A 26,808-nucleotide genomic window follows, 5' to 3' on the forward strand; every position below is an offset into this window, starting at 1 on the left:
GAACAGCAATGCCTCAGACCCATCGCGAAGCCCGCTGGTATCGCTCGATGCTCTATGTGCCCGGGAGCAAACTGGAGTGGATGCTGAAAGCGCCCAAGTACGGATCGGACGCCTTGATGTTCGACCTCGAAGATGCGGTCGCAGTCGGTGAGAAGCCGGCCGCCCGCAAAGCGATTGCGACGGCCATCAACGAGCTGCGCACCAATCGCATCGGGCGTTTCGTGAGGCTCAATGCATGGCGAACCGGCTGCGTGCTCGAAGACCTTAACGCGGTCGTCGTAGACGGCCTCGATGGCGTGGCGCTTGCCAAGACTGAAGAGCCGGAAGACATCTCGGCACTCGACCTGGTGCTCGGTGAGCTGGAGAGGTCGCGCGGCCTGCCGCTCGGAAAGATCGAGATTCTTCCGCACGCGGAAACCGCTTTGGCGCGGCACAAATTCTTCGACATCTGCATGGCCTCGCAGCGGATCAAGCGAGCGGGTTGTGCCGGCATCGTCGCCGGTGGTGATGTGTGCCGCTCGCTGGGCTTGCAGATTGAGGATGACGCCGACGAAGGCTGGTACTTCGGCGTCGGCTCCGTGCAGCAAGTCCGCGCCGCCGGCATCCTGTATGTTGAAGGCAGCATGACAGGGCGCATCGACGACCTCGAGCTAGTGCGGCGGATCGCGCAGAAGTCCAAGCGGCTGGGAGCGTCCTTCGGGGCCGCGATCCACCCAAGCCACATCCCGGTGATCAATGAGGTCTACTCGACCACGCAGACTGAGATCGACGATGCGCGCGAACTCATCTCGGTCTATGCGGCGGCGCTTGCTCGTGGCGAGGCGGCGGTTCGCCACAACTCGAAGCTGGTCGACTACGCGAACGTCCGCGTCGCGATGGATCTCCTCAACAAAACTCAGTCCGCCGGAATCGACGTTGGCGAAATCCCGCACATCGAGATTCCCTCGTTCTGAATCAAGCAACCCCAAGCAGGAAAGCAAGCATGGCAGATGCCCTTGAAGGGATCGTCGTCCTCGACCTCACCGCCTATCTCGCGGGCCCATACGGCTGCGCGGTGCTGGGCGATCTGGGAGCCGACGTCATCAAGATCGAGCCGCCCGGCGGTGACGCGGTGCGCCAGTACCCGTCGACCCTGGAGGAATGCCGCGCCTTCCTGGGCACGAATCGCAACAAGCGCTCGATCGTGATCGACCTGAAGAGCGCCGAAGGTAAGGCCGCGTTCTACCGGCTGGTTGAGAAAGCCGATGTCGTCGTTCAGAACTTCCGCCCCTCGGTGGCCCCCGCGCTCGGCATCGACTACGAGACACTTAAGGCCAAGCGCCTCGACCTCATCTACTGTTCGTTCACCGGGTATGGCGACACCGGCCCGCTCAAGGATCACCCAGGCTACGACCAGATGCTGCAATGCTTCACGGGCGTCGCCGCGATGCAGGGGATAGACACGGACGGGCCGCAGATCATGAACGGCTCGATCGTCGACTACTACTCGGCGGCGATGACCACGATCGCGATCCTCTCGGCGCTGGTCCATCGGCTGCGCACAGGCGAAGGGCAGCATGTGAAGACCTCGCTGCTCCGCTCCGCCATCGCGATGCAGGCCGGCCAGTTCATCTGGGCCGACACCGAGCCGCGCGATGTCAGCCGTTGGTGGGGGGCGAGCTACTCCGGCATCTACCCGACCAAGGAGGGCCACCTCTACCTGCAGGCCACGACGGCGGCTTTCTGGAAGGCGCTGTGTGAATTCCTTGGCTTCCCGCATCTGGCAGACCACCCCGACTACGACACACTCAAGAAGCGCACCGCGCTCAAAGACCAGATCCGGCCGATGATCCGCGAAGCACTCATGCAGCGCACCGCTCGCGAATGGGAGGAGCTGATGATGGGCAAAGTCCCTTCCATTGCGGTGCGATCGATCGGCGACATGTTCGACCACCCGCAGGTTCTGGCGGAAGAACTCGTGGTTGAGCTGGACCACCCGCGCATAGGCAAGTACCGCACCGCGGGCAAGGCCGTGAAGATGGGAGTGGGGGGCAGCCCGATCCGGCGCGCTCCGCTGCTCGGCGAGCACACCAATGAGATTCTGGCGGACTTCGGATTCGACGTCGACGAGATCACTGCGCTGCGCGCGAAGAGGGCGGTGGCATGAGAACGCAATTTTTCGGTGACATTCGCGTCGACTCGATCCCCGAGTTCGAGTTTTCTCTCGATGGGAGCTGGTTCCTGAATGGCATGACGACGGAGATCATCCGGGAGCACGAGCACTGGCTCGGCCCCCGTCTCGTCGAGCCGGGGACGCGCAAGCTCAAAATGATTTCGCATTCTTACCTGATCCGTACGCGACACCACATGATCCTGTTCGATACGTGCTGCGGAAACCACAAGGAGGCTCCTGGCCTTCCCTGGCATCAATTGCGGACACCCTTTCTCGACAACCTCGCGCGTGCGGGCGTGCAGCCTGAGGATGTCGATTTCGTGATGTGTTCGCATCTTCACGGCGATCACTTTGGTTGGAACACGCGGCTGCAGGATGGCAAATGGGTGCCCACCTTCCCCAATGCCCGTTATCTGATCAGCAAGGGCGAGTACGAATTCTGGCGCGCCGACATCGAATCGGGAACAGCGCATTCGATGAGAAAACAGCCATGGACGGAGAGCATACTGCCCATCGTGGAGCACGGCCTGGCGACGTTCGTGGAAGACACGCACGGGTTCGAGAATGAAATGCCGGACGAGATTCGCTACATGCCCCTGTACGGTCACACCAAACACCATTGCGGGCTCTACGTCCGGCACGGATCGAAGGACGCGATCTTCCCCGGAGACGCCATCCAACACCCGATTCAGCTCGCGCGCCCGGATATTGTTGGCGCTTATGACCGCGAGGCGGCGATCCAAGTGATGCGAGACCTGATTGCCCGCTGCATCGACACGCCGACGAAACTATTGACGGCTCACTTTCCTTCACCAACGGCGGGGTGGGTGGTGAGTGAATTGGGGAACGTCAGGTTTCGCTTTGATGCCGACTAAAAGGCAGTTCGCGACCAGCCCGACTGTTCGTTGTCGAACTACCAAATTCGTCGACAAGGCTCGTTCTTGCAGAACCTTAGGCCCTTGGGCTGTCAAGGAGCCTAAAGTCCATTCCAGACTTTTTCACTCTTAAACCACTAGGAGATCTATCAGGTGCAAAATGTTGGTACAAAGAAAAGGCCCATGCTCAAAGGGAAGATCGAGGAGATCATCTACGCGCAACTCGAGCATGGCGAAGACCTTCTTCGAGGCATTTGGGACGTCTGCACGCAAAACGATGTCAAGACAGGAATCCTTCTGGACGCGACTGGCTGTATGAAGAACCTTAGGGTGCACAAGATATCCAAACAGCCGGATGCCCCTTTTGGGGTCGACTTCGCTGAGATTCCTGGACCCTTGGAGGTGAGCGCGCATGGTGTCATCGGAATGGGCTGGGTTCCGGACAAGTCGCTGACGCCGCAGGAAGTGCCGGGGCTGATCCGCGGCAGTCAAGATACAGGCTTCGGTGGTTCAGGGTTCGTCGGACACGAAAGCCCATATTGCCACGTTCACATTACAGGCTCGAGCTCCTCACAGACAATCTGCGGACACTTGCTGGAGGGGTCATTCACAGCCACTCAATACTTCGAGGTTGCTATCGCAAAGGTTTCCGGGGTCGTTTTGAGGGTTACTTGGGACAAGAGGGGCTACCCCGCAGGCTACTACCACGAACTCGTCCGGGCATAGACTCGTCCTAAAGGAACTCTGAGAATCGCAAAAATACGGTACAGGTCCTTTTAGCCGATGGCAGTTGCGTTCAGTTGTTAAAGAAATCGCAAGTGCCCGCGAGAGTAGCGCATTGTACGCCGCCGCCGAGTTTGCCGGCGACCATCTTCGAGCGCGGCGCGATCATCGCGCCGCGCGGATTAGAGCGGTTCACGGATTTATTGAATCGGAAGGGATTCCGGGTCTGGGACGAATATGATTCAAGATGCTGGCTGGGCTGGAGGCCAGCATCCGATGGTCCGACCAATTTCCAACGATTTGCGTAAGCGTGCGGTATCCGCTGTTGCCAAAGGTGAGAGCTGCCGATCTGTGGCGGAACGGTTTGGCGTTGCTGTCTCGTCAGTTGTGAAGTGGTCACAGCGTTATCGAACGACCGGCTCGGTAGCGCCTGGCAAGATGGGTGGTCACCGCAAGCCTGTGCTTGATCCGCACCGCGCCTTCATCGTCGAGCGGATCACTCAGACGCCGCACCTGACGCTGCATGGTCTGAAGGCGGAACTGGCAGCCCGTGGGGTCAAGGTCTCACACAATGCGGTCTGGCTGTTCCTGCGCCGGGAAGGGCTGCGGTTCAAAAAAAACACTGTTCGCCCTCGAACAGGCTCGCGCCGACGTCTCTCGTAGGCGCTTGCGTTGGCGAGCCTGGCAGGCCGGGCTCGATCCGGGCCGGCTCGTCTTCATCGATGAGACCTGGATCAAGACCAACATGGCCCCTTTGCGAGGCTGGGGACCCAAAGGGGCGCGCCTGCGCGGCTTCGCTCCGCACGGTCACTGGCGTACCCTCACATTCCTCGGCGCGCTCCGCCATGACCAACTCACGGCACCCTGCGTCTTCGATGGCCCGATCAACGGTGAATGCTTCCGTGGTTACGTAAAGCACATTCTCCTGCCAACCCTGCGTGAAGGCGACATCGTCATTCTCGACAATCTCGGAAGCCATAAGTCGAAAGCCGTCAGGCAAATGATCAAGGCTGCTGGCGCCAGACTCTGGTACCTGCCGCCATACTCGCCCGACCTCAACCCAATCGAACAGGCCTTCTCCAAGATCAAACACTGGATGCGGCAAGCTCAGAAGCGCTCAATCGAGGAGACTTGGCGCCATATCGGTCACCTCGTCCAAGACATCCAGCCTCGCGAATGCGCCAACTACTTCGCCAGCGCCGGTTATGCTTCAATCAAAATGTGAAACGCTCTAGTCGCGCCGGGTGTCGAGCTCGTTACGTGCAAGGCGTTCTGCCGCGTCTCTCGTTTCGTGCCGGCGCTCACCGAGTCCGTCAACGGCGGCACGTTCAAGGAGGAAAGGCGGCTAGAATTCCCGAGTGTCTCCGACGGCGACCGCCGTTAGACTGGCGCGGTTACTCGTCAATGCGATGCCGCGCGTTCCTCCGGTAGTGGCAGCACCAGGGCATTCCGACCTGGCTCGTCGGCGATTGCCGCCAGGGCGCCGCATACTCGCACCGCCGCAGTCACAAAGCCGTCAGCCAATTGACGCACCATCCGATCACTAGGGGAAGAACGCATGAGTTCGGTTTCACTGCCCAGCATCGACGCCGCGACCGCGCAGGCGGCCATCTCCGCCGCGGCGAACCATGCACAGGCGCATGGTCTTCGCATGTCAATTGCGGTTTGCGATAACGCTGGCCTTCTCAAGGCATTCATGCGAATGGACGGAGCATCGCAGATGTCGCTCGGCATTGCGCAGGACAAGGCCTACACGTCCGCCGCGACGGGCGCGCCGACGCACCGTTGGTACGACTCATCAAGGACGATGCGTCGCTCTTGCATGGCATCGTCCATACGCCGCGGCTTGTCGTGTTCGGCGGGGGCTTTCCGATCGTGGAGAACGGCGTGGTGATCGGCGCGATCGGCCTGAGTGGCGGCCACTATTCGCAGGACATGGAATGCGCGCGCGCGGCGCTCGCGGCAATCGGCGCAGCCTCGACCGACTAGCATCGCAGTTGCAATTGATTGAGGATCCTGACTTGGGTGACCATGGATCTGATGATTGCAGTGCGTCGGTTAAGGATACGCTGACGCTGTAGGCTTCGTCGTTGCGAGAGGCCAAGCTAACGCATCCGTCGGCCGTTTACGTAGGAGCGGGTCGCGGCCTCGCCGGGACAGTTTCTTGAAGGACTGTTGGGCAACGAGCCTCGCAAGACGGGTTGGATGCGGCGGAAGCGGCCGGCGATCCAGGCCCGTGGCGCCAGTGAGGACCCTGGGCCGGGGCAGTACTGGGACGCCGACGCGCTGCGCGACATTGCCCGTGAATACGCGCTGGAAACTCTCGGCGAAAAGGACGCGGTTCGGGTCATCGATGAGACCGGCTTTTTGAAACGGGGCAAAGCGTTATGCGAGCTTGCACGCACAGTACACTGGCGCGGCGGGCAAGATCACCAACTCTAATGTTCGTTGTCCAGGGCTATCGGCATGAGAGTGCGATCTCCGTTTATCCCGGAGTTGCCAATTGGATGATTGTTACGCAGCGCAGGAGGCAGAGCCGCTGAGACGACGGTTTGCAGACTCTGATACGCGGGTTGGATACCGCATTTCCGTTTGTTCGTCCGGGGTTGCCTCGATCTGCCAGCGGGCATCGACAATGTCGGCCACACAATTGGTGCGAGAGTTCCCCAACCGGGGCTCTGCCCCCAGCGATGCGCAACAATGATGTCGCTCCTGAGAGTTCTCCTGTGTTGAGGTGGAAGGAAGCGTTGGCTAATTCGGTAAGCGATCAGGTTGCGCTGTGCGGCTCCACCTTTCGGCCGATAGCCCAGAGGAAGGCGGCCAGTTCTCGGGCGATGGCCACGGTGACGACTGCCTGGCGTTTGCCACGTGCCATCAGCTTGCGATAGCGAGCACAGAGTCTGACTTGGGCTTTCCAGGCGATGTCGCACACCGCTTTCGTCAGGCCGGCCTGCCGCTCCTGCAGCAGGCGGCTTATCCGGGCGGGAAAACGGTAAGTCCAGGCGCCCTCAATGAGCACGCGGCGCGCCCGGCCATTACCAGCTTTGGTGATGCCGCCGCGCCGGATGCGTTCCCCCGTGGAGTTTTCGCAAGGCACCAGGCCGAGATACGCCATCAATTGGCGCGGGCTGTCGAAGCGGCGCACGTCGCCGATTTCGGTGACGAAGGTGATCGCGGTCAGGAAGGCGACGCCGCGTAGCGCCTGGTAGGCTGCGATCACTGGAGCCATGGACCATGAGCTCACCGCCTCGGCAACTTGTTCGTCCAGGCGCTTGAGCCTGATCTCGGCGGCCTCGATCGCTTGGCGATACTCGGCCAGCACGAGATACTGCGCCGGATGCTCGAAGCGTTGCTCGCACAGCCATCGTGTATGCGCCTTGGTCCACGCTTGACGGCCGGTGAAGACCCGGCCGTGACGTAGCAGGAAGGACTGCAAGTGCTGACGGGCCCGCCGCAGATCTTCCATCGCGGCTTCTCGGGCACGCACCAGTTCTCGCACCGCCTCGTGCTCCGGATCCGGTACCCAGACCGCGGTCAGCTCTCCCGCACGATGCAGCTTGGCCAGGGTCAGCGCATCACGGCGGTTGGTCTTGACCCGTTCTCCAGGCCGCTTTGGAATCAGTGATGGTGCAACCACGATGCAGTCGTAGCCAAGCCGTGTGATCTGACGATGGAGACCGTAGCCGGTCGGACCGGCTTCGTAGCAAAAGGCGAGGTCCCGGTGCCTTTTGGCGAGCTTCGTAACCAGTCGCTCCACCGCATCAGGCGCGCTATCGATCTCTCCGATGAAGCGCACGTCGCCATCGCGTCCCGCCTCGGCCACGGCTACCGAGATCTGTAGCTTCGACGTATCCAGTCCCACGTAGATTTTGCTATCCTGCCGCACGGCTCGTCCTCCTATGCGAGAGGCTCGGTGCCGGCCCACCCGGCGCAACCCTCGCTCATCGCATACTGCGGACGAGCCACCTCTCTGACAACGAACATACGGTCTGCCTGATCGGAGTGTTCGCCTCCTATGTGTCGGGGCATGGCCATGCCTTCATCGACCGTGCGCTCTATCTTCCGAAGGAGTGGACCGACCAAACTGCTCGCCTGAAGGCAGCGCATGTCCCGCGCGATGCGGGCTTTGCGACGAAGCACAAGATCGCGCGTCGCACGATTGCTCGTGCGATCGCCGCAAGGGTGCCGTTCTCGTTCCTGGCGGCGGACAGCGTGCATGGCACGGGAGAGGTCGAAACCGTGCTGCGCCACGCGCGGGCAAAGGTGTTGCTTCCAATCACGCGTTCCATTCCTGGGGCAAGCATTAGGCTGTCGCCGGCACCTCCTCCGCGATCGCGCAGAGCCTTCCCAATGAAAACGCCATCGACTGGCACTTCATTGCGCCGGGCAAGCCAATCCAGAACGCTTTTGTCGAGAGCTTCATGTATAGACGGCCCCGCGGATGCAAGGGTTAACAGCATTTTGGATATCGGTCGGGTGCGTTCATGTATACGGCCTGTCATTGCGACCGATAGCATGGCCGCTGGCCCTGATGGAGATCGCGGATCGAGGCCTCATCAACAGGTCGCGCTTGTTGCGCTTAAAACTCTTCGGGCTTTCTCGATCCCCACAGCTCCGCCGGTTTCCATCACGCTGTCATCTGCCCTCACACTTAGGGTGGCCAAAAATCGCGGCAGCTCAGGCCGCGAGCTTAGGCCGATAGAACTCACCGGTCGTCATCATTGCCCAGATGATCCGAGCCAACTTGTTGGCGACAGCGACGGCAACAACCATGGGCCGACGACGTTCAAGCAGAGCTTCGATCCAGCCACCTCCGACCCGGGACCGGGCCTTCGGATAGCGAACGACGTTGCGTCCCCCGATGACAAGCAAGTGCCTGAGATAGCCCTGCTTTGTTATGCGGCCGAGCCTATCCTTCCCGCCGGTGGAATTCTGTTTAGGCGTCAGGCCAAGCCAGGCCGCGACCTCCCGCCCGGAGCGAAAAATTATCGCGTCCGGCACGGTCGGCGAGAGCTGTGGCCGTTATGGGACCGATCCCGGGGATCGAGGACAGCAACTTCGCCATCGGATTTACGCGCTGGAGCGCCTTCCGATCAACGACGTTGGGATGGAACTGCTCGGGGCCATCGCCCGGCGCGCGAAGAGCGCCGGGATGACTGTAGTCGGTTCGAGAAGAGATGCCTCTCGCTCGATCGAAGGTGTAGACCGGTTGTTCGGTTCTGATGAGCTGCAGGACTTGCTGCAGCTTTGCGATTTCGTGGTCTTGGCCGTGCCGGCGACGCCCGAGACGGTAGGTGTCATCGGCTCGGCCGAGATCGCGTGTATGCGGTGCGAGGCTTTCTTAATAAATATTGCTCGGGGCAATGTCGTCGTTGAGACTGAACTGATCAGGGCTCTCCGCGCCAATGCAATCGCAGGTGCGATGCTCGACGTGTTCGAACGAGAACCGCTGCCGAAAGAAAGTCCGCTCTGGGATATGCCAAACGTGATTGTTACGCCCCATGTTTCGGGAGTTCCGACGAACTATACGGAGCGGGTATTCCCCATTATAGCAGACAACATCGAACGGTTTCTAACGGGACAGGCGCTTAAGAACGTGGTGGATCTCGGACCCGGCTATTGAAGCAAGCCGCCAATCTGACGGCCCGTTGACAAGAATGCAATCGGCGGTACCCGTAGCATCATCAACATGATCAAACCATCCTTAAGCTGAGGATGTCCCTCACCGAGCTCGTTTGATTGTATCGAAAACACAAAACAAGTGCCGCCAAAGATGCAAAATGGGTAGGCCTGCCGGAGAGCCAAAAGGAGTATTCTAATGACCGCACGGCACGCCAAACCCGATGATATCCGCGACCTATTCTCGCGCGCCTTATCGGACACGTACCGCACGGAGGTCCCGCAACACGGGACGCTCCTGGAGCTTGTCGCAGACGTCAATGCAGAAACATTGCGCGCCGATCCTCAGATGCTCGCCAGGCTCGATCAGAGCGGTGACGTCGCAAGGCTGGTGTCGAACGTCACGGTGCCATCCGGCTCGGCACTGCGCAGGAGCTATTCAACATTCGCCGCGTCCTCGCGGTCATGGGCATGCATCCTGTCGGATATTATGATCTATCGGCGGCCGGCGTTCCCGTTCATTCGACCGCCTTTCGCCCGATCACCGAGGAGGCGCTGCCCCGAAACCCATTCCGGGTCTTTACATCCCTGCTTCGGCTCGAGTTGATCGAGGATCCCGGGCTGCGCGCCGAGGCTGCTACGATCTTGGCTGCACGCCGGATTTTCACACCGCGAGTCCTCGAGCTTATTGCGGTGTTCGAAGCCGAAGGCGCGTTGACACAGCTGCAGGCCACGGAGTTTTGTGCGCGAGACACTGGAAACCTTCAGCTGGCACAGTGACGCGACGGTAGACTTTGCACCTATCGAAAGCTGCATCGGGCCCACCGATTGGTTGCGGAAGATTCAAGAGCCTCTTATTGGATCGTCATTGCGAGCGGCATGGTCAGGGAGTTGAGCTCCGCCTCGCAGCCTGTCCGATAAAGTTCTCGGCGACAGCAACTAGCGAAACCCAAGTGGCCCATGATCGGACAGCATACAGACGAGATACTATCGGAACTCATTGGACGTCGAAGGATGTAATCGAGACACTGAGAACCTGCAGCCTTATCTAGCCGCTAGGATGGCCGCTAAATCGGCACGCGGTCATCACACGTATTTGTCCGCGAAGAGAGTCTGATTGCGCCCAGGCTTGCGGCGACTTCGTCATGATGTCGTAGTGCTTGGTGGATAGTGAACCTCCAAACTAGCTTGCGGAATTTCATAGCTCTGAATGGAGCTTTGATGCGCAGGAGCTAAGCATGGAAGGATTTGCCGGTTGCGGGGCGTGCGACTGGCATCATCGCGAATATTTCAGCGCCTGCGTCGTTCGAGAGGGGATCATTGCTCGCTTGCGAACAACAAGATCGGTTTCGTTTCATTGACTGTACGTCGATCGCTCCTACGATATGTAGCGAGAGAAACGAGATAGTTCCCTATGTAGCCGAGTAGTAGCCACTACGAAGTGGTCCGTCTTCGCCCTCGGTTTCGCGGCCCACGCATGGTGGAGCGTCGTTCAGGGGTGCGGTTATGAAAATGTATCATGAGCAACAAACAATCTTTGATACCCTCGCGGGCGAAAACGTCATCAATCGTGCGGCTCGGCTTGGTGCCGAGATCAGGAATCTGAGGCTGTCGGCTGACTTGTCTGACGACGTCATCCGAGCCATCAAGCAACTGCTGCGTGAGCAGGGTGATCTTCTTTCGTGATCAGCGACATCTCGACGATGCGGAGCAAGAGCGCTTTGCTATGCGCGTCGGCAAAATGGCGCCGTATCCTATGGTCAGTACGAGCACGGGGCCGTTGACGATTTCAGAGCTAGAGTCAGCTCACGGCGATATTCGTGCAGACGCCTGGGGCGCCGATATTGCTGTTAAAGCATATCGCCGGATCTCCTCATTGCGCGGTGTAATGATGCGCGGTTATGGAGGCGACACCGTCTGGTCAGATGCGGCAGCTGCCTATCGAAATCTTCCGGTGTCACTGCGCATGCTCGCCGACGAACTCTGGGCTGTGTGCAAATGGGAATCCCTTGAACTCAAGCGTAATCGAGGCGGACGAAAAGTATGTTGATGAAGAACTCACGGGAGCGCTGGGTGGAGCCGAGTACCCGGTCGTTTGGGTTCATCCTGAAACCGGCGAGCGCGCACTTGTACTATCGTGCGAACAGGAGGTCGTAATGACCGGTCACCGCAATTGCGTGCAGCCCCTTATCCCCGCAGACCTGGAAGAGGGAGACGGCGTACGCCTTACGGTCCTCTTCGCTGACTCACTCTTTCCCGGACCAATTCCGGTGTCGCGCGGCGAGTGGAGCTGAAAATCGCACTGAAAAAAATGCGCGCTCCTGGAGAGCCAAGCGCGCTGGGCAGACAACTGGTAAAGGCGACAAACCTGGTTTTCGGTGCGGATACCCCGTACAAAAATACTTGATGCAATGAGGGTTCTTGCCGCCGCCGCACTTTTTGCACCTCGTAATGCAGTCCTCGTAGGTTACTCCCGGTCGAATTTGCTCTCTCAGAGAAGATTGAGCTCCCTTCTGAGCGGTCGCAGGTACAACGAAGAGCGCAAGAAAAAGGAATGCAGCACTCGCTTTGATCCGAAGCCTCCCGCCCCGAAGAGAACCGCTGGACAACTTCGCCATGCCACGCTCAGAGTTGAACTTCCTACTTGTCGCTCTTGGTCTGAGGACGCATAAGAACTGCAACAAAGCGCGTGGGAAGGTCGAACAAAGCGCATTGCTCAGGAGAGAACGTGAGGCCACCGCTAGCCGCACCTTCGCGTGCTCTGACGCATAACGATACCTAGCCACTGACGATCCCGCACTTGAGGGCTTCCAGCAAGCTGCCGCTATCGGCTCCTGCCGGGACTACTCTCATGCAGCAAGACATCGTTCTCCGAACGATCCGGAATCTCTTCGTTCCAGCGCACTGATCCGAACGGTCGCTCCAGCATGCGACGAACCCGCACAGGATGGGGGCCGACGTGAAAAGCTGCCGCCTCACGCTCCAGCGCGCGCTCCGATCTGGTCGTGCGGTTACGCTGGCGCAGGTAGTCGAACCAGGTGGGGCAGTGATAGCGCTCCGTCCAGGAGTCCGGATCGGCAATGTCGCGCGCAATCGACCATCCATACGCACCGTTGCGCTGCCGGAACAGCTGGACTGCCTGCATGGCATTGTGGAACGCCCTCGCATTCTTCTGCGCAACTCGATACTCGATCTCGACTACCAGAGGGCCGCTCCTCCCAGTCAGCGCCAACTTCACGTCTGGATCCTCGAGCAGTTCGGGCTCTTCACCCCGCGCGCCAACGCGCGGCATGGGTAGCCAAAGCCCTAGCAAAGGCAAGAGCAGCATCAAGACGGCGGAGATCAGGAGCGCTGTTTCCACACCGGCAACATCAGCCAGGCTGCCCCAGCCCCAGCTACCGATGGCAACCCCTCCTGATCCGGCCGCCTGATAGGCTGCCAGGGAGCGGCCGGAAACCCAGCGTGGCGCCGATAGCTGCACACCGACGTTGAACAGCACCCAAGCCATCGTCCACACGGTCCCGGCCAGGACCAGTGCAACCGCGGTCAGGATCGTATCCTGGCTCAGCGCCACAGCGAGGAGGGCGCCACCCATCGACACCGAGCAGGCGCGGATGGCCGCCTCGCCGCTTAGCCGCTTACGCATTTCGGGAATGTAGAGTGCGCCAATAACCGCGCCGAAGCCGAAAGCGCTCAGCAGAAGGCCATAGGTCTGCGCGCCACCATGCAGGAGATCTCGCGCCACAATAGGCATCAACGAGATGATCGAGCCGCCGATTAGTCCGGTCGCCATGGAGCGGACCAAAACGATCTTGATGGCCGGGGAATTGGTGATGTATCGCACCCCAGAGATAATGGCACGGTTAAATTTTTCGCTAGGCAGCCGCGAAGGCTGCGCCACGCGATTCCATAGAAACAATGCCCCCATGAGCGGAAGATATAACAGCGCGTTCAGTGCAAATGACGCTACAGCGCCAGCGGTCGCAACGACGATGCCGCCGAGCGCAGGTCCTACGCTGCGTGCGATATTGTAACTCATACCGTTCAATGCGACGGCAGCAGGCAGTGCATCGGGTGGCACTTGCTCACTTATCGATGATTGCCAGGTTGGATCCATTAGCGCCACGCCGCTCCCGACCACGAAGCACAGGGCCAGCAGTAGCATCGGCGTAACCATGTCGAACCAAGCAAGTGCCGTCAGCGCTATGGCGCCGGCAAACGCAATTGTCAGAGAACTAAGGGACACAATTCGGCGATCATACATATCGGCTATCGCGCCCGCAGGCATTGCCATCAGCATAACCGGAAGCGTAAGTGCAGTCTGAACTAGCGCGACCATGTCGGCCGATGGCGTCATCTGCGTCATAGCCCATGCGGCGCCGACGCTCCGAATCAGAGCGCCCATATTTGAGAGAAGACCCGCGAGCCAGACGCGGCGAAAAGTAGCATGGCGAAGCGGCGCTGTGATGCCGCCGCCGCCAAGCGTCTCGAGCTTTTGTACGTCAGTCATATCAGCCGCTGCCGTGCCTCTCTCAACAGAGCAGTCCATGGTCAGAACGAAGGCCTTGACGCTCCGCTTCTAAGCAGGCATCCGACAGGTCAATCTCGGCCATGCGGATCGACTTAAAGATAAAGGCACTCGCCCAATCGTGAAACGTTATAAGCAACAAATGCCTTGGGTGCAACTTCGCGCGCAGAATTCTGACTATCCTCGCCTTCTCGCAATTGGAGACCTTACGGATCTTGACAATCACGCACTCGATGTTCTTCGCATTCTTCGCTGAGGTTGCGCTGAGCGCTCAACTACAATCAGACTATAGCATTACAGCGCAAATTTATTGCGTTGTGGTCCAGTCGGGCGCTGAAAAAGCGCATGCCGAGGCACGCCTTCGCGAGATAGCGCATTCTGGATGAACCGCTGGTGGCCTGGACGAACGAGAGCGGCGACCTCGAAAGGATCGACGCTCTCCGCTCTGTCACTTTCGAAAGCGACCGCGTTTCATGCGGACCGGTGGTCTCCGGCAGCCGCTCCGAATTCGATCCTGAAGCTTCCATCGCGACAACGCTTTGAACCGGGTCCGTCGACAGTCACACGTATACAAATTGCATCATGTGATTTTCTTCGCTACTCGAGCTGGGGGAGCTGGAGGTCGACGACCACCTCAGGCGACCCGGTTTGCGGCTTGAAAGCGCCGGTAACCCAGCCGCCTGGAATGGTAGCCGTGCTACTGGTCTACCGAATATGAAGATCCAGGCCTACCTGACGGCCGCCGTCATCAATCTGAAGCGGCTGGCAGCCGCTCTGCTTGCGCTTGTTGTGCCTTGAATTGTCCTCACAGTGCGTTTCCGGCTTCAGATCGCCCCGTAGCGCGGGTTTTGGTGCGAGGGCCACGACGGGGCCGACGGCGGCATGCTGGCGTGGAACGGGACTGCATTCCTAGCTGGCACTTGCCGTCAGCGGCAGTTATGTTTGTCGGGCGCGGGCGACCTCATGTCGAAGCGTGACGCGTCGGCTGAGCTCTTCACGCTCTATGTCGAGAAAGTGTTGGCGCTCACCTTGGCAAAAGGCGAGGTCGTCATCCTCGACAACCTCGGCAGTCACAAGGGCAAGGCTGCCCGCAACGCCATCCGCGCAACAGGAGCGCATCTCCTCTTCCTGCCGCCCTACAGCCCCGACCTCAATCCGATCGAGCAGGTTTTCGCCAAGCTCAAACACCTGATGCGGGCCACCCAGACACGTGATGTCGAAGCGACGTGGCGCAGGGTCGGCGAACTCCTCGATATCTTCTCCAAAGAGGAATGCGCCAACTATCTCAAAAATTCAGGATATGTTTCCGTATAAAAACATCATGCTCTAGCGCTCTGCGCGATAGGAAGCACGCTTTCATTCGCATTAGTGAGCGCTCGATCAACGCGAGAGCGAAGCCGTTGGAGAAGTGTGTTTCCGCCACAGATTGAGCGCGGCCGCAAAATAAACAATCGCCGGTGGCATCTTCGATGGAGAATCGCATGTCTAGCAGTTTAGGTCACGAGGTCCGGCCGGCTGTGCAAGATTGGGGGCCCAATCAACTGCGCGAGCCGACTGGAGCGACGAACGTTGGCAGATCTGGGCGCCGGCATAGCGGCACTGGATGACCGGACCGCAGACATCGAGGAGCGACACGTCGGGTCTCATCGTAAGTGTGATTGCGCCATCCGATTGACCGCCACGATACGTAGGGGCGTTCCGGGGCATTTTGCTTGCCTCGTCTCAATTTCGCCTGACGGGAAGAGCGGACGTCCCATCTCGGCGAACCTTAAGTGCGCCTACTAGAACTAATAGTTTGCGGACAATTGGGACCTTCACCAATTTAGGTTACAGTTGCGGTCGACAACCAGCCGCAAGGGCCGTGATGCCGGTCGTCCCGGTAGAAAGAGGGTAACATCGAGGTTCGATGATCGCATACCTATCTGACCGCGCAAATGCCGTTACTGCCCTGGGGCTCCTCTGTTCTGGTGCAGCGACCGGGCTCGTGGTGAAAGGACACTATGAGGCGGGAGTAGCGCTCGGACTCTGGGCGATCATCTCTGATGACGTGGATGGCGAAATTGCCCGGTGCACCAAGCACCAAACGATGGCCACCAAAGCCGTTTGTAAAGCTCTCGATGCGTTCTCTGACCTTGTTTTTGGATCAGTCATCCCGGCAATTGTCATCGCATCTTTCATCGATCCTCCAGCATCTCTCGTGTTCACAGCGTTCTTGTTATTGATCGGCGCGCTTCGCCTCGAATATTTTGACTATTCCGGACTTGACGATCGCGGTTATCGCCTACCTCTCTCTTACGCTCTGCCTGTTCTCGCGGCAATCTTGCTGGTTAACGACACCATTGCGCCGCTTGAGTTAGGTATCGTTCTTCCTGCGGTCTTTGTACCGCTATCGTTGCTCCACATCGCCCCGTTCAAGATCGAAGCCTCAGGCACTCTTGTCCATGTGCTCACGATCGGCGCAGCGATCGCTGCGTCCGCGCTGATACGAGTAGGGTGGGCACCTTACTCCGGCGGCCTAGAACGTCATAAGGTTGAGAAATGTCGAGCTTAACTAACCGTGTGGTATTTGCCGGAACCAGGGGGCTTGCGACCCGCTGTCTTCTGTTTGTCATCGAGACCTGCGGCAAAGACCACATCGCGGGCGTTCTCGGCGCTTCGCGATACGAGAAAACATGGTGGTGGCACGAGACCGGTGAGGAGCTTTGGCAAGTCGCAGACCGCTTCGGAATACCATTTTTCGAGTCGATAGATAATGTTCCTCGTCTCGGAACGTTTCTCGTAAGCGTCATGTGGAACAAGATTTTTCCGCCCCATATCCTCGCACGTTTTGATGGAGGAGGCATCAATCTTCATCCAGGCCCACTCCCTGAATATCGCGGCAGTTTTGCGCGGACGCATGCCATACTCAACGGCGAGAAGAGCTTTGGGGTGACTGCCCACTATCTCTCAGAGCGGGTCAATAGGGGCGATATTATCAGCGAGTTGCAGTTCCCCGTGCTGCCTTCTGAGACAGCTCTCTCTTTAGACACCAGAGCACAACTTTATGCCTATGCGCTCTTCTGCCAGGTGTGGCTGCATTTGTTGGACGGATCGGCTACGTGTCGCTCACAAGACGAGTTGATCGCTCAAGATAAGCGCAAGCCTTGCTTCTATCCCATGCGCATGATGACGGCACTTTTGGGTTCGTCGGACGTTCCACGGAGCGCCGAAGAACTCGATCGGCTCTACCGGGCTCTATATCTTCCACCACGCATTGAACCTCCGAAGTGGCTCGTCGAACGAGTCATGACCAATGAGGTTCGGACGCTCATGCGGGATGTTTACCTCCAGGGGTAAGGGTTGACTTGGCACCCAACACGGCAGGTAGCCCGGCTGTTCTCGAGGACGTCTGCGAGGGCCAAAGTGTTGCATGTGAATCGCCGCTCATTGACTGTGCGTGGGCCTAGCTCTGCAGGTTGTTTTTGTAGTATTCAGGCTATCGAGAGGTGCCCGCGAGCCGGCGCCTGGATCAGATGGGAGCCGGCTGCACGCAGAAGAGGCTAGCTGTGTGGGATTTGCGGATTCATCGGACGGATTGCTGATAAGTCAGTGACCAAACGGAACCTCGCTCGCTCCGTTCAGGCGCTCGCTCATCGGGGGCCCGACGCGAGTGGTAGTTGCGTGACGTCGTCCTTTGCCTTTGCGCATCGAAGGCTCGCTATCATCGATCCGGATCAGAGGTCAAATCAGCCGTTCCTCGACGAGGAGCGCGGCCTAGCAGTCAGGTACAACAGGGAGATCTAGAATTACCGTGACTTAAGGCAGGACTTGCTCCGGCGCGGATACGAATTTCGTACAGAGTCGGATACGGAAGTACTTTGCAAGCCATTTGCTTGTTGGGGATTGATAATGTCAAACGTCAGCGCGGAATATTTGCTTTCGCAATCTACGATCAAAAGACGGGGACAGCGTTCCTTGTCAGAGATCGGCTCGGAATTAAGCCTTTATAGTACGCTCGCGCAGATAATGGCTTTGTCTTTGCCTCAAAGCCGTCAGGCATCCTGCATTGGAACGGGGTCCGATCGAAGCTCGGTCTGGTTGAATTATTAAGCTTCCTATCCTTACCGTGCCCTCTTCGGCGAGAGGGACGTTATCTGCAGATATTCGAAAACTGTAACTTGGAACCTGGCTGAAAATCACGGCGCAATCGCACGAGCATACGCGTTGGTGGGATCCTGCCCGCCTCGATGAGACTGATCATTGCAGTTCTCTCGAAATCTTGATCGGCAGCGCCGTGGAGGAACATTGCGCGTCGCGGTCGCCAATCCGAGGCTCGTTCGGGCGATTGCCTATGCGCGAGTCAAAACGGACAAGGTCGATGCTGGGACCCTGGCAAAGTTGCATGCTGCCGGCTTCTTGCCGGAGGTCTGGGTTGCTGACGAGGACACCTACAGCCGCCGGCGCCAGATGGCCGAGCGCGCTGGCGTCTTGGCGCAGATCATCCGCATTAAAGGACGCATGAAGGCCATCCTGCATGCTAACCTCATCCCGCCCTACAAAGGCTATCTCTTCGGCAAGCGCGGACAGCATTGGCTGAACAGTCTGCCTCTTCCATCGGAGGAGGAGCGTGCAATGCTCCGGCGTCTGATCGTGGAACTCGAACGCGTGACGAAGCAACTCGCGGAAATCGACAAGGTCGTGGCCCAGCAGGCTCTGGACGATCCACGGGCTCTCAAGCTGATGACGATCCCCGGCGTGAGTTCGGTTGTCGCATCGAGTGTACTGGCCTCCATCGGCGACATCGCACGCTTCCCGTCGCCGGATAAGCTCAGCAGCTATTTCGGGTTGACACCGCGGGTTCGGCAGTCAGGCGAGCACCCGGCACGGCATGGCCGGATCTCGAAGCAGGGCAACCGTGACGCCCGCAAGATGCTGGTTGAGGCGGCGTGGTCAGCCAAGACGGCGCCGGGTCCCTTGCGAGCATTCTTCAACCGAACGCAGAAAAAGCACGGGGCCGGGGTCGCAGCCGTCGCGACGGCGCGCAAGCTCGCAGTCATGATCTGGCACGTCCTGACGACCGGGAAGGACTACGCTTACGCGCGGCCAGCGTTCACAGCGATGAAACTCCGGAAGGTGGCTCTGAAGGCTGGGGCTCCCCGTGCCTACGGCAAGGCTGGCCCGGGCCGGGACTATTGGATCAAGGAAATCCGCGAACGGGAAGCTGGTTACGTCGCGCGCGTCGAGCAGGCCTACGAACGCATGGTGGCTGCCTGGAAGGAAAAACCAAAAAAAGTTGCCACGAACTGAAGGTAAGGACTTCTCAACACCATCCGTGGTCAAGCAGATTCTGCCATCGTCAAGGAAGTGGGCGAAGTCGTCCCAGCGCCTGAGCATGTAATTCATGGGCTTCAGAACCTCGGCAGAGCGCGAGAGGGTTTCTCGCTCGCGCAGCAGCCAGGCGTGCATGTCGTCGAGAAGCGGCTTGCTCTTTTCCTGGCGCACGGCACGCCGCTCGTCGGCGCTGCGACCGTTGATGGCGCGTTCGACCTCGAACAGCCCGTCGAGGCGCATGACCGCCTCCAGCGCGATCGGGGAGATGGGTTTGCCTTTCTGGCCTTCCCTGGCATTCTTCTCGATATCGGCCAGTTCGAAGAACCCCCGCCGCGCATGAGCGAAGCAAAATGCCGGCGTGATCGGCACCGCTTTCCTTTGCGGATCGAACATCGGCTCGAAGCCGCTGTAGCAATCGGCTTGCAGGATGCCGGCAAAGGCCGCCAGATGCCTCTGCGGGTGTTCGCCTCGTCGGTCGCTCGAGGCGTAATAGACCGCCGCCGGCGGCGCAGAGCCGGCAAAGGGCCGGTCATCCCGTACATAAGTCCAGATCCGCCCGGTCGTACACTTGCCCTTCGCCAGGATCCGGATGGTGGTGTCGTCGCCATGAAGGCGCTCGGCAGCAAGCGCATGACGTTCGATCAAGTGGAAGAGCGGCATGACGGCGAAGGTCCCGTGGCCGACCTGATCCGCCAGCGTCGACAGCGGCAGGTCGATCCTCTCGGCCTTAAAGCGCGCACTCTGGCGATTGAGCGGGATGTGCATACCGAACTTGTCGAACAGGATCGTCGCCAGCAATTGCGGGCCGATGAAGCCGCGTGGCGTGGCATGGAACGGCGCCGGCGGCTGGCTGATCTTCTCGCAATCGCGGCAGGTGAACTTCTCGCGCACTGTCTCGATGACCTTGAAGCGACGCGGGATCTCCTCCAGCGTCTCGGTCACATCCTCGCCGATCTTCGCCAGTCGCGATCCGCCGCAGCAGGCGCAGCTCGTCGGAGCGTCAATGACGACGCGCTCGTGTTCGCTGTCGTCCGGCCAGGGCTTGCGCACTGGTCGCTTGCGCGTGAAGGGGCGGACGTTTTGCGTCTTCGCCGCCGCGGCCTGCGCGGCAAGCTCATCCTCGCTCGCCGTGGTGGCAAGTTCTTCGAGCTCCAATTCCAACTGCTCGATTAGTCGCGCCGTGCGCTCGGAGCGCTGCCCGTACAGTTCGCGTTTGAGCTTCTCGATCCGCAGCTCGAGATGCGCGATCAGCGCCTCGTTATCCGACAGCTCCGCTCGCGCACTGGCAGCCATCGCCTCAGCTCGCAGCCGCGCCTCACGCTCGGCCTGCAGCGCTGCCAGGGCACTGACAAGGTCCGATGGAAGGTCGTCCGGCTTCGATATCATGAAGCTATTGAATCAGATCAAGCAGCAGATTCAAACCGTAAAACGACTATCCGACCCGCGTCGGACGCTGGGTTTCTTGAGGGTTGCGCCAATCGATTCCGGACAACAGGTAGCTCATCTGCGCCGGTGAGATCGTTACTGCTTCGCCGGCAACCGATGGCCAGATGAACCTTCCTCTCTCGAGTCTCTTGGTGAACAGGCATGCTCCCTGGCCATCGTGCCAGATCACCTTCACAAGATCGCTTCGGCGACCGCGGAAGACGAACAGATGACCGCTGAGCGGGTCCTTGCGCAGCACCTCCTGCACTTGGAGTGCCAACGACGGAAAGCCTCGGCGCATGTCCGTGTAGCCTGTCGCGAGCCACACTCGCGCGCCCGTTGGAACCGGGATCATCGGCGTACCAAAGCATCGAGAACGCGACGTAGCGCGTCTCCATCAACGTCGCCATCGACCCGGATGCGGTGCCCGCTACCAAGATCGATCTCGATGATGCCCTGGCTCTTCCGTCGACGCGCCGCCGTCGTCGTCAATGGCGCTTCGGCCACCTCCCGCGGCGGCGCAGACGGCCCAATCTCGACCGGCACGAACGGCGCTATACTCGCTTCACCTTGCTTACAAAGCTCTTTGCGCCACCGGAACAGCTGGCTCACATGAAGGCCGGCCACGCGAGCCACCTCGGAAACATTGGCTCCGGGCTCGAGCGATGCTGCTACTAGCCGTTCCTTCTCATCCTGCGACCACCGGCGCCGCCGCTCGACCGATGTGATCACCTCCGCCCGCGAAATCGTCATAGCGCTTCTCCTAGGATTACCCCTAGGACCTGCAGCGATCGCGTTCGTCAAACAAGGCGGCCTTTGGCGGCTTTCAATTACCCATAACTTTGACCACTCGGCCTGATTTGCTGATCGGCGAAATCTTGAGTCGAAAGGATCACTTGTGATTCCTTGCTGAGCACCTGATTCGCGAGGGGGGTGCTCTATGGGGCTGACATTAAGGGACCGATCGGCAAGAGGCCGGTTGCGATCCTTGGAGGGTGAATGTTGGATTGATCGAGAGACTAGTGGATGCGAGTTTAGGGACGCGCGGCTGGGCGACAGATTCCGCAAGCTGCTCACGCAGATTGGAAGCGCCATGGGACAAAGCATTCCGCTCGTCTGCCAGGATTGGGCGAATACCAAGGCAGCCTACCGCTTCTTCTCTAATGACCGGGTCAGCGAAGCGGACATTCTGGCCGGCCATTTCCAATCGACAAGTGATCGCGCCGCAGCCACAAAAGGTCTCGTTCTTGTGCTGCATGACACAACCGAATTTAGCTATCGGCGCGAAAATTCCGAAGCAATCGGCATCACCAAGAGCATAAACAGTGGATGGGATAAGGCGGGGCGCCTCAGATCTCACACGGTTTGCGGCATCCTCATGCATTCGAGCCTCGCAGTTACAATCGAGGGTGTGCCGCTGGGGTTGGCGGCCGTTAAGTTCTGGACCCGGAAGAAATTCAAGGGGACGGCAGCGCTTAAAAGGAAGATCAATCCGACCCGGGTTCCCATCGAGAAAAAGGAAAGCGTCCGGTGGTTGGAAAATCTCAAGCAGTCTACGCAACTCTTGGATCATCCGGGACGATGCATCCATATTGGTGATCGCGAGAGTGACATCTACGAGCTCTTCTGCGCAGCACAGGAGATCGGAACCCATTTCCTGATCAGGACCTGCGTCGACCGCTTGGCTGGAGACGGGGATCACACGATCGCTGACGAAATGGACGAGGTCGCCGTCAAAGGGCTCCATCGCATCGAAGTCAAAGACAGCAACGGCGATCCCGACCAGGCCATTCTTGAGATCAGGTATCGCAAGATTCGCGTCCTGCCGCCGATTGGAAAGCAGAAGCGCTATCCCGCTCTGACCCTGACGGTGATCCATGCCGAAGAGCGCGGGACGCCGAAAAACAGGAAGAAGATCGATTGGAAGCTGATCACCGACCTGCCTGTTGGTTCCCGCACCGACGCCATTGAGAAGCTGGAATGGTATGGTTTGAGATGGAAGATCGAGGTGTTCCACAAGATCCTCAAATCGGGCTGCAAAGCTGAGGAGTCGAAGCTCAGGACCGCCCAGCGTCTGACCAATCTGATCTCGCTCTTTTGCATCCTGAGTTGGCGGGTCTTCTGGATGACGATGCTCAACCGTTCCGCCCCAGACGCGCCGCCAACCCTCGCGTTGACTGCGACTGAAATCGGCGTGCTCGATCGCCTCGTCAACGATAAACCAAAAGCAAGACGCAAAACGCTCTCGCACTATCTGATCAAGATTGCCCGACTCGGCGGTTACCTCGCCCGCGCCAGCGATCCGCCGCCCGGCAATACGGTCATGTGGCGCGGGCTGTCACGCCTCACTGACATCGCACTGGGCGCCATGGTCGGAGGAGAATTTGTGGGTAATTGAAAGCTTTGGCGGAGGGATACAGTGGAGGTCGCGAAATCCCTCAAGCTCGCCCACCTTTTGGTCCGGCTCCCTGGGGCAACGAGCCTTGATGTCGTTAAGCGCCTTACCGCACTACGTGGTCATCCAATCGGCATGCACAACGAAGCAGCAATGTATTTGCTTGCGCGAGCGGTCAGCCACTCTCACAAGGTGCTCCTTACCGGCGAAGATGCCGACGAGATTTTCCTTGGATATAGCCGGATCTTCAGGTTGTCCTTCGACCTTCGTCGACAGGCTCTGCTAAGAGCTTTGCCAGATGTCATTCCGCCCGGCGCGACGTCATCTCGGCCTTCCCAAGTTCAAACCGAGCCAATTTGAGTTATTTCTTGCGCGGTACACCTACTTTCCCCAAGCTGAGAAGCTGGGGCTGGCGACACCGGCATGGAGAAAGGACATCGGTCACGATGCGGAGCTGGTGGGCTGGATGAACAATGTCTACCACCCAGGCGGCCCAACGCCGGTCGAGCGTATAAGGCAGTTCTTTGTACGGCATCATCTGTCGGCGCTGCTTTAAATGGTCGACAGCACCACAATGGCGGCGGGGTAGCTGTGAATTGTCATCAACGCATACACCTGCGAGCATCAGGCACAGATGTTTAGCCATGTCCGGAGCTGTCCAGAATGTTCGGTCGCGGCCTTGCCGGATGACACTGGAGCGAGACCGAGAGAAGTCAGGGGCGCATCGGCCGGGTTTTGAAGAAAGGAAACTTCAGGTGCCACCCCTGCTGAGATGGTCTAGCTGGGCTGCAGATATTGCTTTTCGGCCGCGGCGAGTTCGTCATACCTCAGGAGCTCGAATATCTCACTCAGCGGCGCGATATGAGATTCGATGCTCGCAACGCTTTCTTGAGCTGCGATACTATCGCAGACGCGCCGCATTGCAGATGCCGCAGCTCGCAAGGAGTGATTGGCCCAGACGACCGTGGAGATTCCCGCATCACGAAAGGTTGACACTGGTGTTCGATAGTACGTGGTCGGAACGATCACAACGGGTAGCCGGTTCCGCCACTCGCTGACAAACGAAAGCATTTCGTAAGCGGTACTTTTTCGCGAGTGAATCAAGATTGCATCGGCGCCTGCCTCGGCATAGGCATGAGCACGCAAGATGGCTTCATTCAATCCATGTCCAGCGATCAGCGCTTCGATCCTAGCCACGAGAACGACGTGTTCAGCGACCGTGTCCTTCACGGCCCGCAGACGACCGGAGAATTCATCGATATCGGCGAGCGGATGCCGCTCACCAATGAGCGAGTTCAGCTTCGGGAAGCAGCTGTCCTCAAGCGAGACGCCCGCCGCGCCAGCCTGATGAAGTTTGCGAGCGAGGAGGCGAGCATTGTTGAAATTGCCGAAGCCGCCGTCACCGTCAACGAGCACAGGTAGCTCGGTTGAGTCCACTATGCGTTCGACGCTCTGGACGAGCTGGGTCCATGAAGCTTCATTGGCATCGCGATAGCCGAGCGAACTGGCAATCGACAAACCAGAGGCCCAGAGCCCCTTGAATCCCGAGCGCTGGGCGATCGTGGCAGACAGGCCATCATGCGCTTCCATCAGAAACGACAGATCATCATTCGAGCACACCTGGGCGCGAAGCATTTCGACTGACGACGGCTGTGTGCATTGACGACCTGCGGTAGGCCGAACGGTTTGTGGTTGATACTGCATGCCTAAATCCTGGAAGCCGATCCTCGATTGGCGCAAATTTCACTGTTCATATCGTCTTGTCGTGAAGTCGATCAATGACCAGCGTTGGTAGTTTATTGGCGCGTAAAAGCTTGCATGATCGCCATGGGGTTGGCGCCGAACGCTAGCCTGTCGTCATGGTCGGATGAGCGTCGGCCGACACGCTGGAAAGGAGAGCTTTGGTGCATATGAAAGATCTGGGCTCGCGAGCCGCGTGCTACGGCCCTTCATAGAGCATTCAGCCCTGGCGGGAGGAGCGCCTCGTCAAAGGGGGATATCCAGCTCATACAGATATTGAAATATCGACTGCTACGATTGTCGTAAATGCTGCTATTGCGTTGCGACATATGTCGCAATCCCGTCGAGAGGGCTGCAGTTCGATGGCAGTCTCCCGAGAACGGCCCGACGATCTCCCAAGAACCTCTCCTGCCGCGAGAGTTTGCGTGTGCCACTGAGTGGCATGGCACTTGCTGATCTCGTTCTTGTCCTCTCGGCTCCAGGAGAAATTCATGGCGGATGTGCCAGAAGTTGTGCTGTCGGAACGGGAAAGACAGTGTTTGCGATGGGTGGTGAAGGGGAAGTCATCCTGGGTCATCGCAGTCATCCTGGGCGTGAGCTATAACACCGTCAACTTTCATATCAAGAATGCGATGCGAAAGCTGGAAACGACCAGCCGGACCCAGTGCGTCGTCAAGGCCCTACGTCTGGGTCTTCTTGACTAACGACCGCAGTTCCGTTGCCGCTGAAGAGGGCGCGCTTCTATTTCGTCGCCGATTGTCACGGGGCGCCGTGGACCACTAGGCGAGGTAAGATCACCGGCGCATACTCTTGAAAGCTCGACCGCGGGTCGGATCCCTATGTCGACGTTGTGATCGGTCCGTCCCGCCTTGCTGCGGACGCGGCGGCCGTATGCGTGTCGCAAGAAGAGAGGTGATCGTAGCGGCTTAGCTACTGAAGTCGTTCTCATCCGAACGGGGGGTAGGTGGCCTAGGCCGCACACGAAGACGGTGGTGATAGTTCGTAAACCCAGTTCCAAAAGCGTGCGTCTGGTAGACGTTGCACCATACGCTAGCGCTTTGCGCGCTCAACCAAGTGCGGACGATCCTCACAAGCGTAGCTAGCAGAATGAACTACCCTTTCGCGGACCGGTAATGCGAAGGTTGCGTTTCTCGATAATCTAGAGGATTCGAGTCATAAGTTGGATATGTTTGCGGCGGAGCCGCGATCCGGGTGTTTCTGGAGAGGCAGGTGACCCGAAGTCGATCTGACTGAGTTGGACCACGACCAGAGGGCGTCATCCATGATTTCGAAACTTGGCAGTATCGGGAGGGCGTTGAGAAGGATTCGAGGCGCGCAACACAGCTCATATACATCTCCGCGAGGTAGGTACGACTCGTACAGAGCCATTAACGACGCACGCCCCCGTTAAACTGGTCAAACATTGGAGCTGCAATTTCGCTGTCGCATAGTGGGGAGCCGGCCTCATTGTTTGTGCCGCCGGCAGAGCATCAAGCCGACCACATCGGAGGTATCCTGCTCACGGTATGAAAGGGGCATGTCATGGAAGGGGATTGTATCCCCGCACAGGGCCGCACCTGATCGAGCCAAAGTCGTAGCCGCAGCAGCCTGAAAGAAGCTCTCTGCAGGTTTCTACCTCGTATCGGATGCGCGCTGATGCGCCACGCGCGCACGAGCCAGGAGCCCTATGATGGCCGTCTATAGCGTACCGTCGCGATGCCGAAGCAGGCGGCCCGCCGAAGAACCTGATCTGGCGCTTGTACCTGTTGTTGATTGTTGGCTCAGTCTCAAGACGTGTTGCAACGTAGACCGTTTCTAGGCGCTTTTACTTTCCTCGTCTCGAGTGCAATCATCTCGGCAATCAGTCAACGAACCGATCTTTCGCCGTGACTAGTGGGTTTCGCGAGGAAAAAGCTCGTCCAAATCGGCAACGCTTGCAGTCAACGAGTCGGAGGTCGCCATGCATACCACCCTTGCCCGATGTCGACCTGGCTGCTGATCAATGCGCTGCTCTTCGTGGGAATGATGCCCGTCGACAAGT

The 26,808-nt window shown here is 58.9% G+C and carries 22 protein-coding genes and 9 pseudogenes; 24 read left to right on the forward strand and 7 right to left on the reverse strand.

The genetic code is table 11. The features are described from left to right. Positions 1-8 precede the first annotated feature (8 nt). The 8 genes and pseudogenes from ACRQ5Q_RS10540 to ACRQ5Q_RS10575 form a co-directional block, all read left to right on the forward strand. A complete protein-coding gene (locus tag ACRQ5Q_RS10540) occupies positions 9-953 on the forward strand; it encodes an HpcH/HpaI aldolase/citrate lyase family protein (protein WP_439397568.1) in 945 nt (314 codons plus the stop codon). Between the two features lie 29 nt (positions 954-982). Further along, positions 983-2,146 (forward strand): CaiB/BaiF CoA transferase family protein, encoded by a 1,164-nt coding sequence (locus ACRQ5Q_RS10545; RefSeq protein WP_439397570.1) that lies wholly within the window; start codon positions 983-985, stop codon positions 2,144-2,146. Beyond that, positions 2,143-3,027 carry an MBL fold metallo-hydrolase gene (locus tag ACRQ5Q_RS10550; protein ID WP_439397572.1) on the forward strand — a complete coding sequence of 295 codons (885 nt, stop codon included), beginning with the start codon at positions 2,143-2,145 and terminating at the stop codon, positions 3,025-3,027. The genes ACRQ5Q_RS10545 and ACRQ5Q_RS10550 overlap by 4 nt, the downstream gene beginning before the upstream one ends. Positions 3,028-3,210: 183 nt before the next feature. Next, on the forward strand, positions 3,211-3,753 hold the full coding sequence (locus ACRQ5Q_RS10555; RefSeq protein WP_439397573.1) for a PCC domain-containing protein: 543 nt from the start codon (positions 3,211-3,213) through the stop codon (positions 3,751-3,753). Between the two features lie 273 nt (positions 3,754-4,026). Beyond that, a protein-coding gene (locus ACRQ5Q_RS10560; RefSeq protein ID WP_439368321.1) for an IS630 family transposase occupies positions 4,027-4,975 on the forward strand; the annotation gives its coding sequence in 2 pieces (ribosomal slippage) (positions 4,027-4,362 and positions 4,364-4,975; 948 coding nt in all). A 333-nt stretch (positions 4,976-5,308) separates the two neighbouring features. Beyond that, a pseudogene (locus tag ACRQ5Q_RS10565) lies at positions 5,309-5,497 on the forward strand (heme-binding protein); the annotation flags it as partial. 38 nt (positions 5,498-5,535) lie between these two features. After that, positions 5,536-5,739: a heme-binding protein gene (locus ACRQ5Q_RS10570; RefSeq protein WP_439397575.1), complete on the forward strand. Its 204-nt coding sequence runs from the start codon at positions 5,536-5,538 to the stop codon at positions 5,737-5,739. A gap of 144 nt (positions 5,740-5,883) precedes the next feature. Beyond that, positions 5,884-6,196: pseudogene (locus ACRQ5Q_RS10575) on the forward strand (transposase); the annotation flags it as partial. A gap of 321 nt (positions 6,197-6,517) precedes the next feature. On the opposite strand, the gene ACRQ5Q_RS10580 reads toward ACRQ5Q_RS10575, so the two are convergent. Beyond that, positions 6,518-7,636: an IS110 family transposase gene (locus tag ACRQ5Q_RS10580; RefSeq protein ID WP_439397466.1), complete on the reverse strand. Its 1,119-nt coding sequence runs from the start codon at positions 7,634-7,636 to the stop codon at positions 6,518-6,520. A gap of 104 nt (positions 7,637-7,740) precedes the next feature. On the opposite strand from ACRQ5Q_RS10580, the pseudogene ACRQ5Q_RS10585 reads away from it, so the two are divergent. Continuing rightward, a pseudogene (locus ACRQ5Q_RS10585) lies at positions 7,741-8,031 on the forward strand (transposase); the annotation flags it as partial. A 38-nt stretch (positions 8,032-8,069) separates the two neighbouring features. After that, positions 8,070-8,171, forward strand: a pseudogene (locus ACRQ5Q_RS10590) (integrase core domain-containing protein); the annotation flags it as partial. Positions 8,172-8,427: 256 nt separating this feature from the next. Here ACRQ5Q_RS10590 and ACRQ5Q_RS10595 read toward each other — a convergent pair. Continuing rightward, a pseudogene (locus ACRQ5Q_RS10595) lies at positions 8,428-8,812 on the reverse strand (transposase); the annotation flags it as partial. A 45-nt stretch (positions 8,813-8,857) separates the two neighbouring features. Between ACRQ5Q_RS10595 and ACRQ5Q_RS10600 the strand changes: the two are divergent. From ACRQ5Q_RS10600 to ACRQ5Q_RS10615, 4 genes and pseudogenes are all read left to right on the forward strand, one after another. After that, on the forward strand, positions 8,858-9,373 hold the full coding sequence (locus ACRQ5Q_RS10600) for an NAD(P)-dependent oxidoreductase (protein WP_439397577.1): 516 nt from the start codon (positions 8,858-8,860) through the stop codon (positions 9,371-9,373). A 195-nt stretch (positions 9,374-9,568) separates the two neighbouring features. Then, positions 9,569-10,209: pseudogene (locus ACRQ5Q_RS10605) on the forward strand (2-oxoadipate dioxygenase/decarboxylase family protein); the annotation flags it as partial. 666 nt (positions 10,210-10,875) lie between these two features. Continuing rightward, positions 10,876-11,055 (forward strand): hypothetical protein, encoded by a 180-nt coding sequence (locus ACRQ5Q_RS10610; protein ID WP_439397579.1) that lies wholly within the window; start codon positions 10,876-10,878, stop codon positions 11,053-11,055. Next, positions 11,039-11,419 (forward strand): TauD/TfdA dioxygenase family protein, encoded by a 381-nt coding sequence (locus tag ACRQ5Q_RS10615; protein ID WP_439397581.1) that lies wholly within the window; start codon positions 11,039-11,041, stop codon positions 11,417-11,419. The genes ACRQ5Q_RS10610 and ACRQ5Q_RS10615 overlap by 17 nt, the downstream gene beginning before the upstream one ends. A gap of 774 nt (positions 11,420-12,193) precedes the next feature. Here the strand turns inward: ACRQ5Q_RS10615 and ACRQ5Q_RS10620 are convergent. Continuing rightward, a complete protein-coding gene (locus tag ACRQ5Q_RS10620) occupies positions 12,194-13,879 on the reverse strand; it encodes an MFS transporter (protein ID WP_439397582.1) in 1,686 nt (561 codons plus the stop codon). A 999-nt stretch (positions 13,880-14,878) separates the two neighbouring features. On the opposite strand from ACRQ5Q_RS10620, the pseudogene ACRQ5Q_RS10625 reads away from it, so the two are divergent. The 6 genes and pseudogenes from ACRQ5Q_RS10625 to ACRQ5Q_RS10650 all read left to right on the forward strand — a co-directional run. Then, positions 14,879-15,211 (forward strand): annotated as a pseudogene (locus tag ACRQ5Q_RS10625) (transposase); the annotation flags it as partial. 592 nt (positions 15,212-15,803) lie between these two features. Then, positions 15,804-16,448, forward strand: coding sequence for a CDP-alcohol phosphatidyltransferase family protein (locus ACRQ5Q_RS10630; protein ID WP_439397584.1), 645 nt, complete (start codon positions 15,804-15,806; stop codon positions 16,446-16,448). After that, a complete protein-coding gene (locus ACRQ5Q_RS10635; RefSeq protein ID WP_439397585.1) occupies positions 16,436-17,233 on the forward strand; it encodes a formyltransferase family protein in 798 nt (265 codons plus the stop codon). The genes ACRQ5Q_RS10630 and ACRQ5Q_RS10635 overlap by 13 nt, the downstream gene beginning before the upstream one ends. Before the next feature lie 324 nt (positions 17,234-17,557). Then, entirely contained in the window at positions 17,558-17,680 is a 123-nt protein-coding gene (locus ACRQ5Q_RS10640; protein ID WP_439397587.1) for a hypothetical protein, read from the forward strand. A 92-nt stretch (positions 17,681-17,772) separates the two neighbouring features. Beyond that, entirely contained in the window at positions 17,773-17,886 is a 114-nt protein-coding gene (locus tag ACRQ5Q_RS10645) for a hypothetical protein (protein ID WP_439399762.1), read from the forward strand. A 298-nt stretch (positions 17,887-18,184) separates the two neighbouring features. Next, positions 18,185-19,183, forward strand: a pseudogene (locus ACRQ5Q_RS10650) (IS110 family transposase); the annotation flags it as partial. Here the strand turns inward: ACRQ5Q_RS10650 and tnpC are convergent. The 3 genes and pseudogenes from tnpC to tnpA form a co-directional block, all read right to left on the reverse strand. Further along, positions 19,154-20,593, reverse strand: a pseudogene (gene tnpC / locus ACRQ5Q_RS10655) (IS66 family transposase); the annotation flags it as partial. The pseudogenes ACRQ5Q_RS10650 and tnpC overlap by 30 nt on opposite strands. A gap of 46 nt (positions 20,594-20,639) precedes the next feature. Further along, positions 20,640-20,960 (reverse strand): IS66 family insertion sequence element accessory protein TnpB, encoded by a 321-nt coding sequence (gene tnpB / locus ACRQ5Q_RS10660; protein WP_439397588.1) that lies wholly within the window; start codon positions 20,958-20,960, stop codon positions 20,640-20,642. A gap of 23 nt (positions 20,961-20,983) precedes the next feature. Beyond that, complete coding sequence (gene tnpA, locus ACRQ5Q_RS10665; protein ID WP_128948459.1) at positions 20,984-21,385, reverse strand: IS66-like element accessory protein TnpA; 402 nt, start codon at positions 21,383-21,385, stop codon at positions 20,984-20,986. A 187-nt stretch (positions 21,386-21,572) separates the two neighbouring features. Here tnpA and ACRQ5Q_RS10670 point away from each other — a divergent pair, with 187 nt between their 5' ends. The 3 genes from ACRQ5Q_RS10670 to ACRQ5Q_RS10680 are packed head-to-tail and all read left to right on the forward strand — an operon-like array spanning position 21,573 to position 23,583. Further along, positions 21,573-23,030 carry an IS4 family transposase gene (locus ACRQ5Q_RS10670; protein WP_439397590.1) on the forward strand — a complete coding sequence of 486 codons (1,458 nt, stop codon included), beginning with the start codon at positions 21,573-21,575 and terminating at the stop codon, positions 23,028-23,030. 21 nt (positions 23,031-23,051) lie between these two features. Further along, positions 23,052-23,387 carry an asparagine synthase-related protein gene (locus ACRQ5Q_RS10675; protein ID WP_439397591.1) on the forward strand — a complete coding sequence of 112 codons (336 nt, stop codon included), beginning with the start codon at positions 23,052-23,054 and terminating at the stop codon, positions 23,385-23,387. Beyond that, positions 23,326-23,583: a hypothetical protein gene (locus ACRQ5Q_RS10680; RefSeq protein ID WP_439399988.1), complete on the forward strand. Its 258-nt coding sequence runs from the start codon at positions 23,326-23,328 to the stop codon at positions 23,581-23,583. Before ACRQ5Q_RS10675 ends, ACRQ5Q_RS10680 begins: the two co-directional genes overlap by 62 nt. Before the next feature lie 221 nt (positions 23,584-23,804). Here ACRQ5Q_RS10680 and aepX read toward each other — a convergent pair whose 3' ends face one another. Further along, on the reverse strand, positions 23,805-24,662 hold the full coding sequence (aepX, locus tag ACRQ5Q_RS10685; RefSeq protein WP_439399764.1) for a phosphoenolpyruvate mutase: 858 nt from the start codon (positions 24,660-24,662) through the stop codon (positions 23,805-23,807). Between the two features lie 596 nt (positions 24,663-25,258). Here aepX and ACRQ5Q_RS10690 point away from each other — a divergent pair. Continuing rightward, positions 25,259-25,471, forward strand: a complete 213-nt coding sequence (locus ACRQ5Q_RS10690; protein ID WP_439397593.1) for a helix-turn-helix domain-containing protein — start codon at positions 25,259-25,261, stop codon at positions 25,469-25,471. Positions 25,472-26,808: the final 1,337 nt, after the last annotated feature.

This window comes from Bradyrhizobium sp. PMVTL-01 (genome assembly GCF_051861855.1).
Classification (GTDB): Bacteria; Pseudomonadota; Alphaproteobacteria; order Rhizobiales; family Xanthobacteraceae; genus Bradyrhizobium.

What these genes read in the sequence shown, in the direction of transcription:
- ACRQ5Q_RS10540 (WP_439397568.1), top strand. Translation starts at nt 9, where the DNA reads ATGCCTCAGACCCATCGCGAAGCCCGCTGGTATCGCTCGATGCTCTAT.
- ACRQ5Q_RS10545 (WP_439397570.1), top strand. Translation starts at nt 983, where the DNA reads ATGGCAGATGCCCTTGAAGGGATCGTCGTCCTCGACCTCACCGCCTAT.
- ACRQ5Q_RS10550 (WP_439397572.1), top strand. Translation starts at nt 2,143, where the DNA reads ATGAGAACGCAATTTTTCGGTGACATTCGCGTCGACTCGATCCCCGAG.
- ACRQ5Q_RS10555 (WP_439397573.1), top strand. Translation starts at nt 3,211, where the DNA reads ATGCTCAAAGGGAAGATCGAGGAGATCATCTACGCGCAACTCGAGCAT.
- ACRQ5Q_RS10600 (WP_439397577.1), top strand. Translation starts at nt 8,858, where the DNA reads ATGGAACTGCTCGGGGCCATCGCCCGGCGCGCGAAGAGCGCCGGGATG.
- ACRQ5Q_RS10610 (WP_439397579.1), top strand. Translation starts at nt 10,876, where the DNA reads ATGAAAATGTATCATGAGCAACAAACAATCTTTGATACCCTCGCGGGC.
- ACRQ5Q_RS10620 (WP_439397582.1), bottom strand. Translation starts at nt 13,879, where the DNA reads ATGACTGACGTACAAAAGCTCGAGACGCTTGGCGGCGGCGGCATCACA.
- ACRQ5Q_RS10630 (WP_439397584.1), top strand. Translation starts at nt 15,804, where the DNA reads ATGATCGCATACCTATCTGACCGCGCAAATGCCGTTACTGCCCTGGGG.
- ACRQ5Q_RS10635 (WP_439397585.1), top strand. Translation starts at nt 16,436, where the DNA reads ATGTCGAGCTTAACTAACCGTGTGGTATTTGCCGGAACCAGGGGGCTT.
- tnpA (WP_128948459.1), bottom strand. Translation starts at nt 21,385, where the DNA reads ATGACGATTTCGCGGGCGGAGGTGATCACATCGGTCGAGCGGCGGCGC.
- ACRQ5Q_RS10670 (WP_439397590.1), top strand. Translation starts at nt 21,573, where the DNA reads ATGGGGCTGACATTAAGGGACCGATCGGCAAGAGGCCGGTTGCGATCC.
- ACRQ5Q_RS10680 (WP_439399988.1), top strand. Translation starts at nt 23,326, where the DNA reads ATGTCATTCCGCCCGGCGCGACGTCATCTCGGCCTTCCCAAGTTCAAA.
- aepX (WP_439399764.1), bottom strand. Translation starts at nt 24,662, where the DNA reads ATGCTTCGCGCCCAGGTGTGCTCGAATGATGATCTGTCGTTTCTGATG.
- ACRQ5Q_RS10690 (WP_439397593.1), top strand. Translation starts at nt 25,259, where the DNA reads ATGGCGGATGTGCCAGAAGTTGTGCTGTCGGAACGGGAAAGACAGTGT.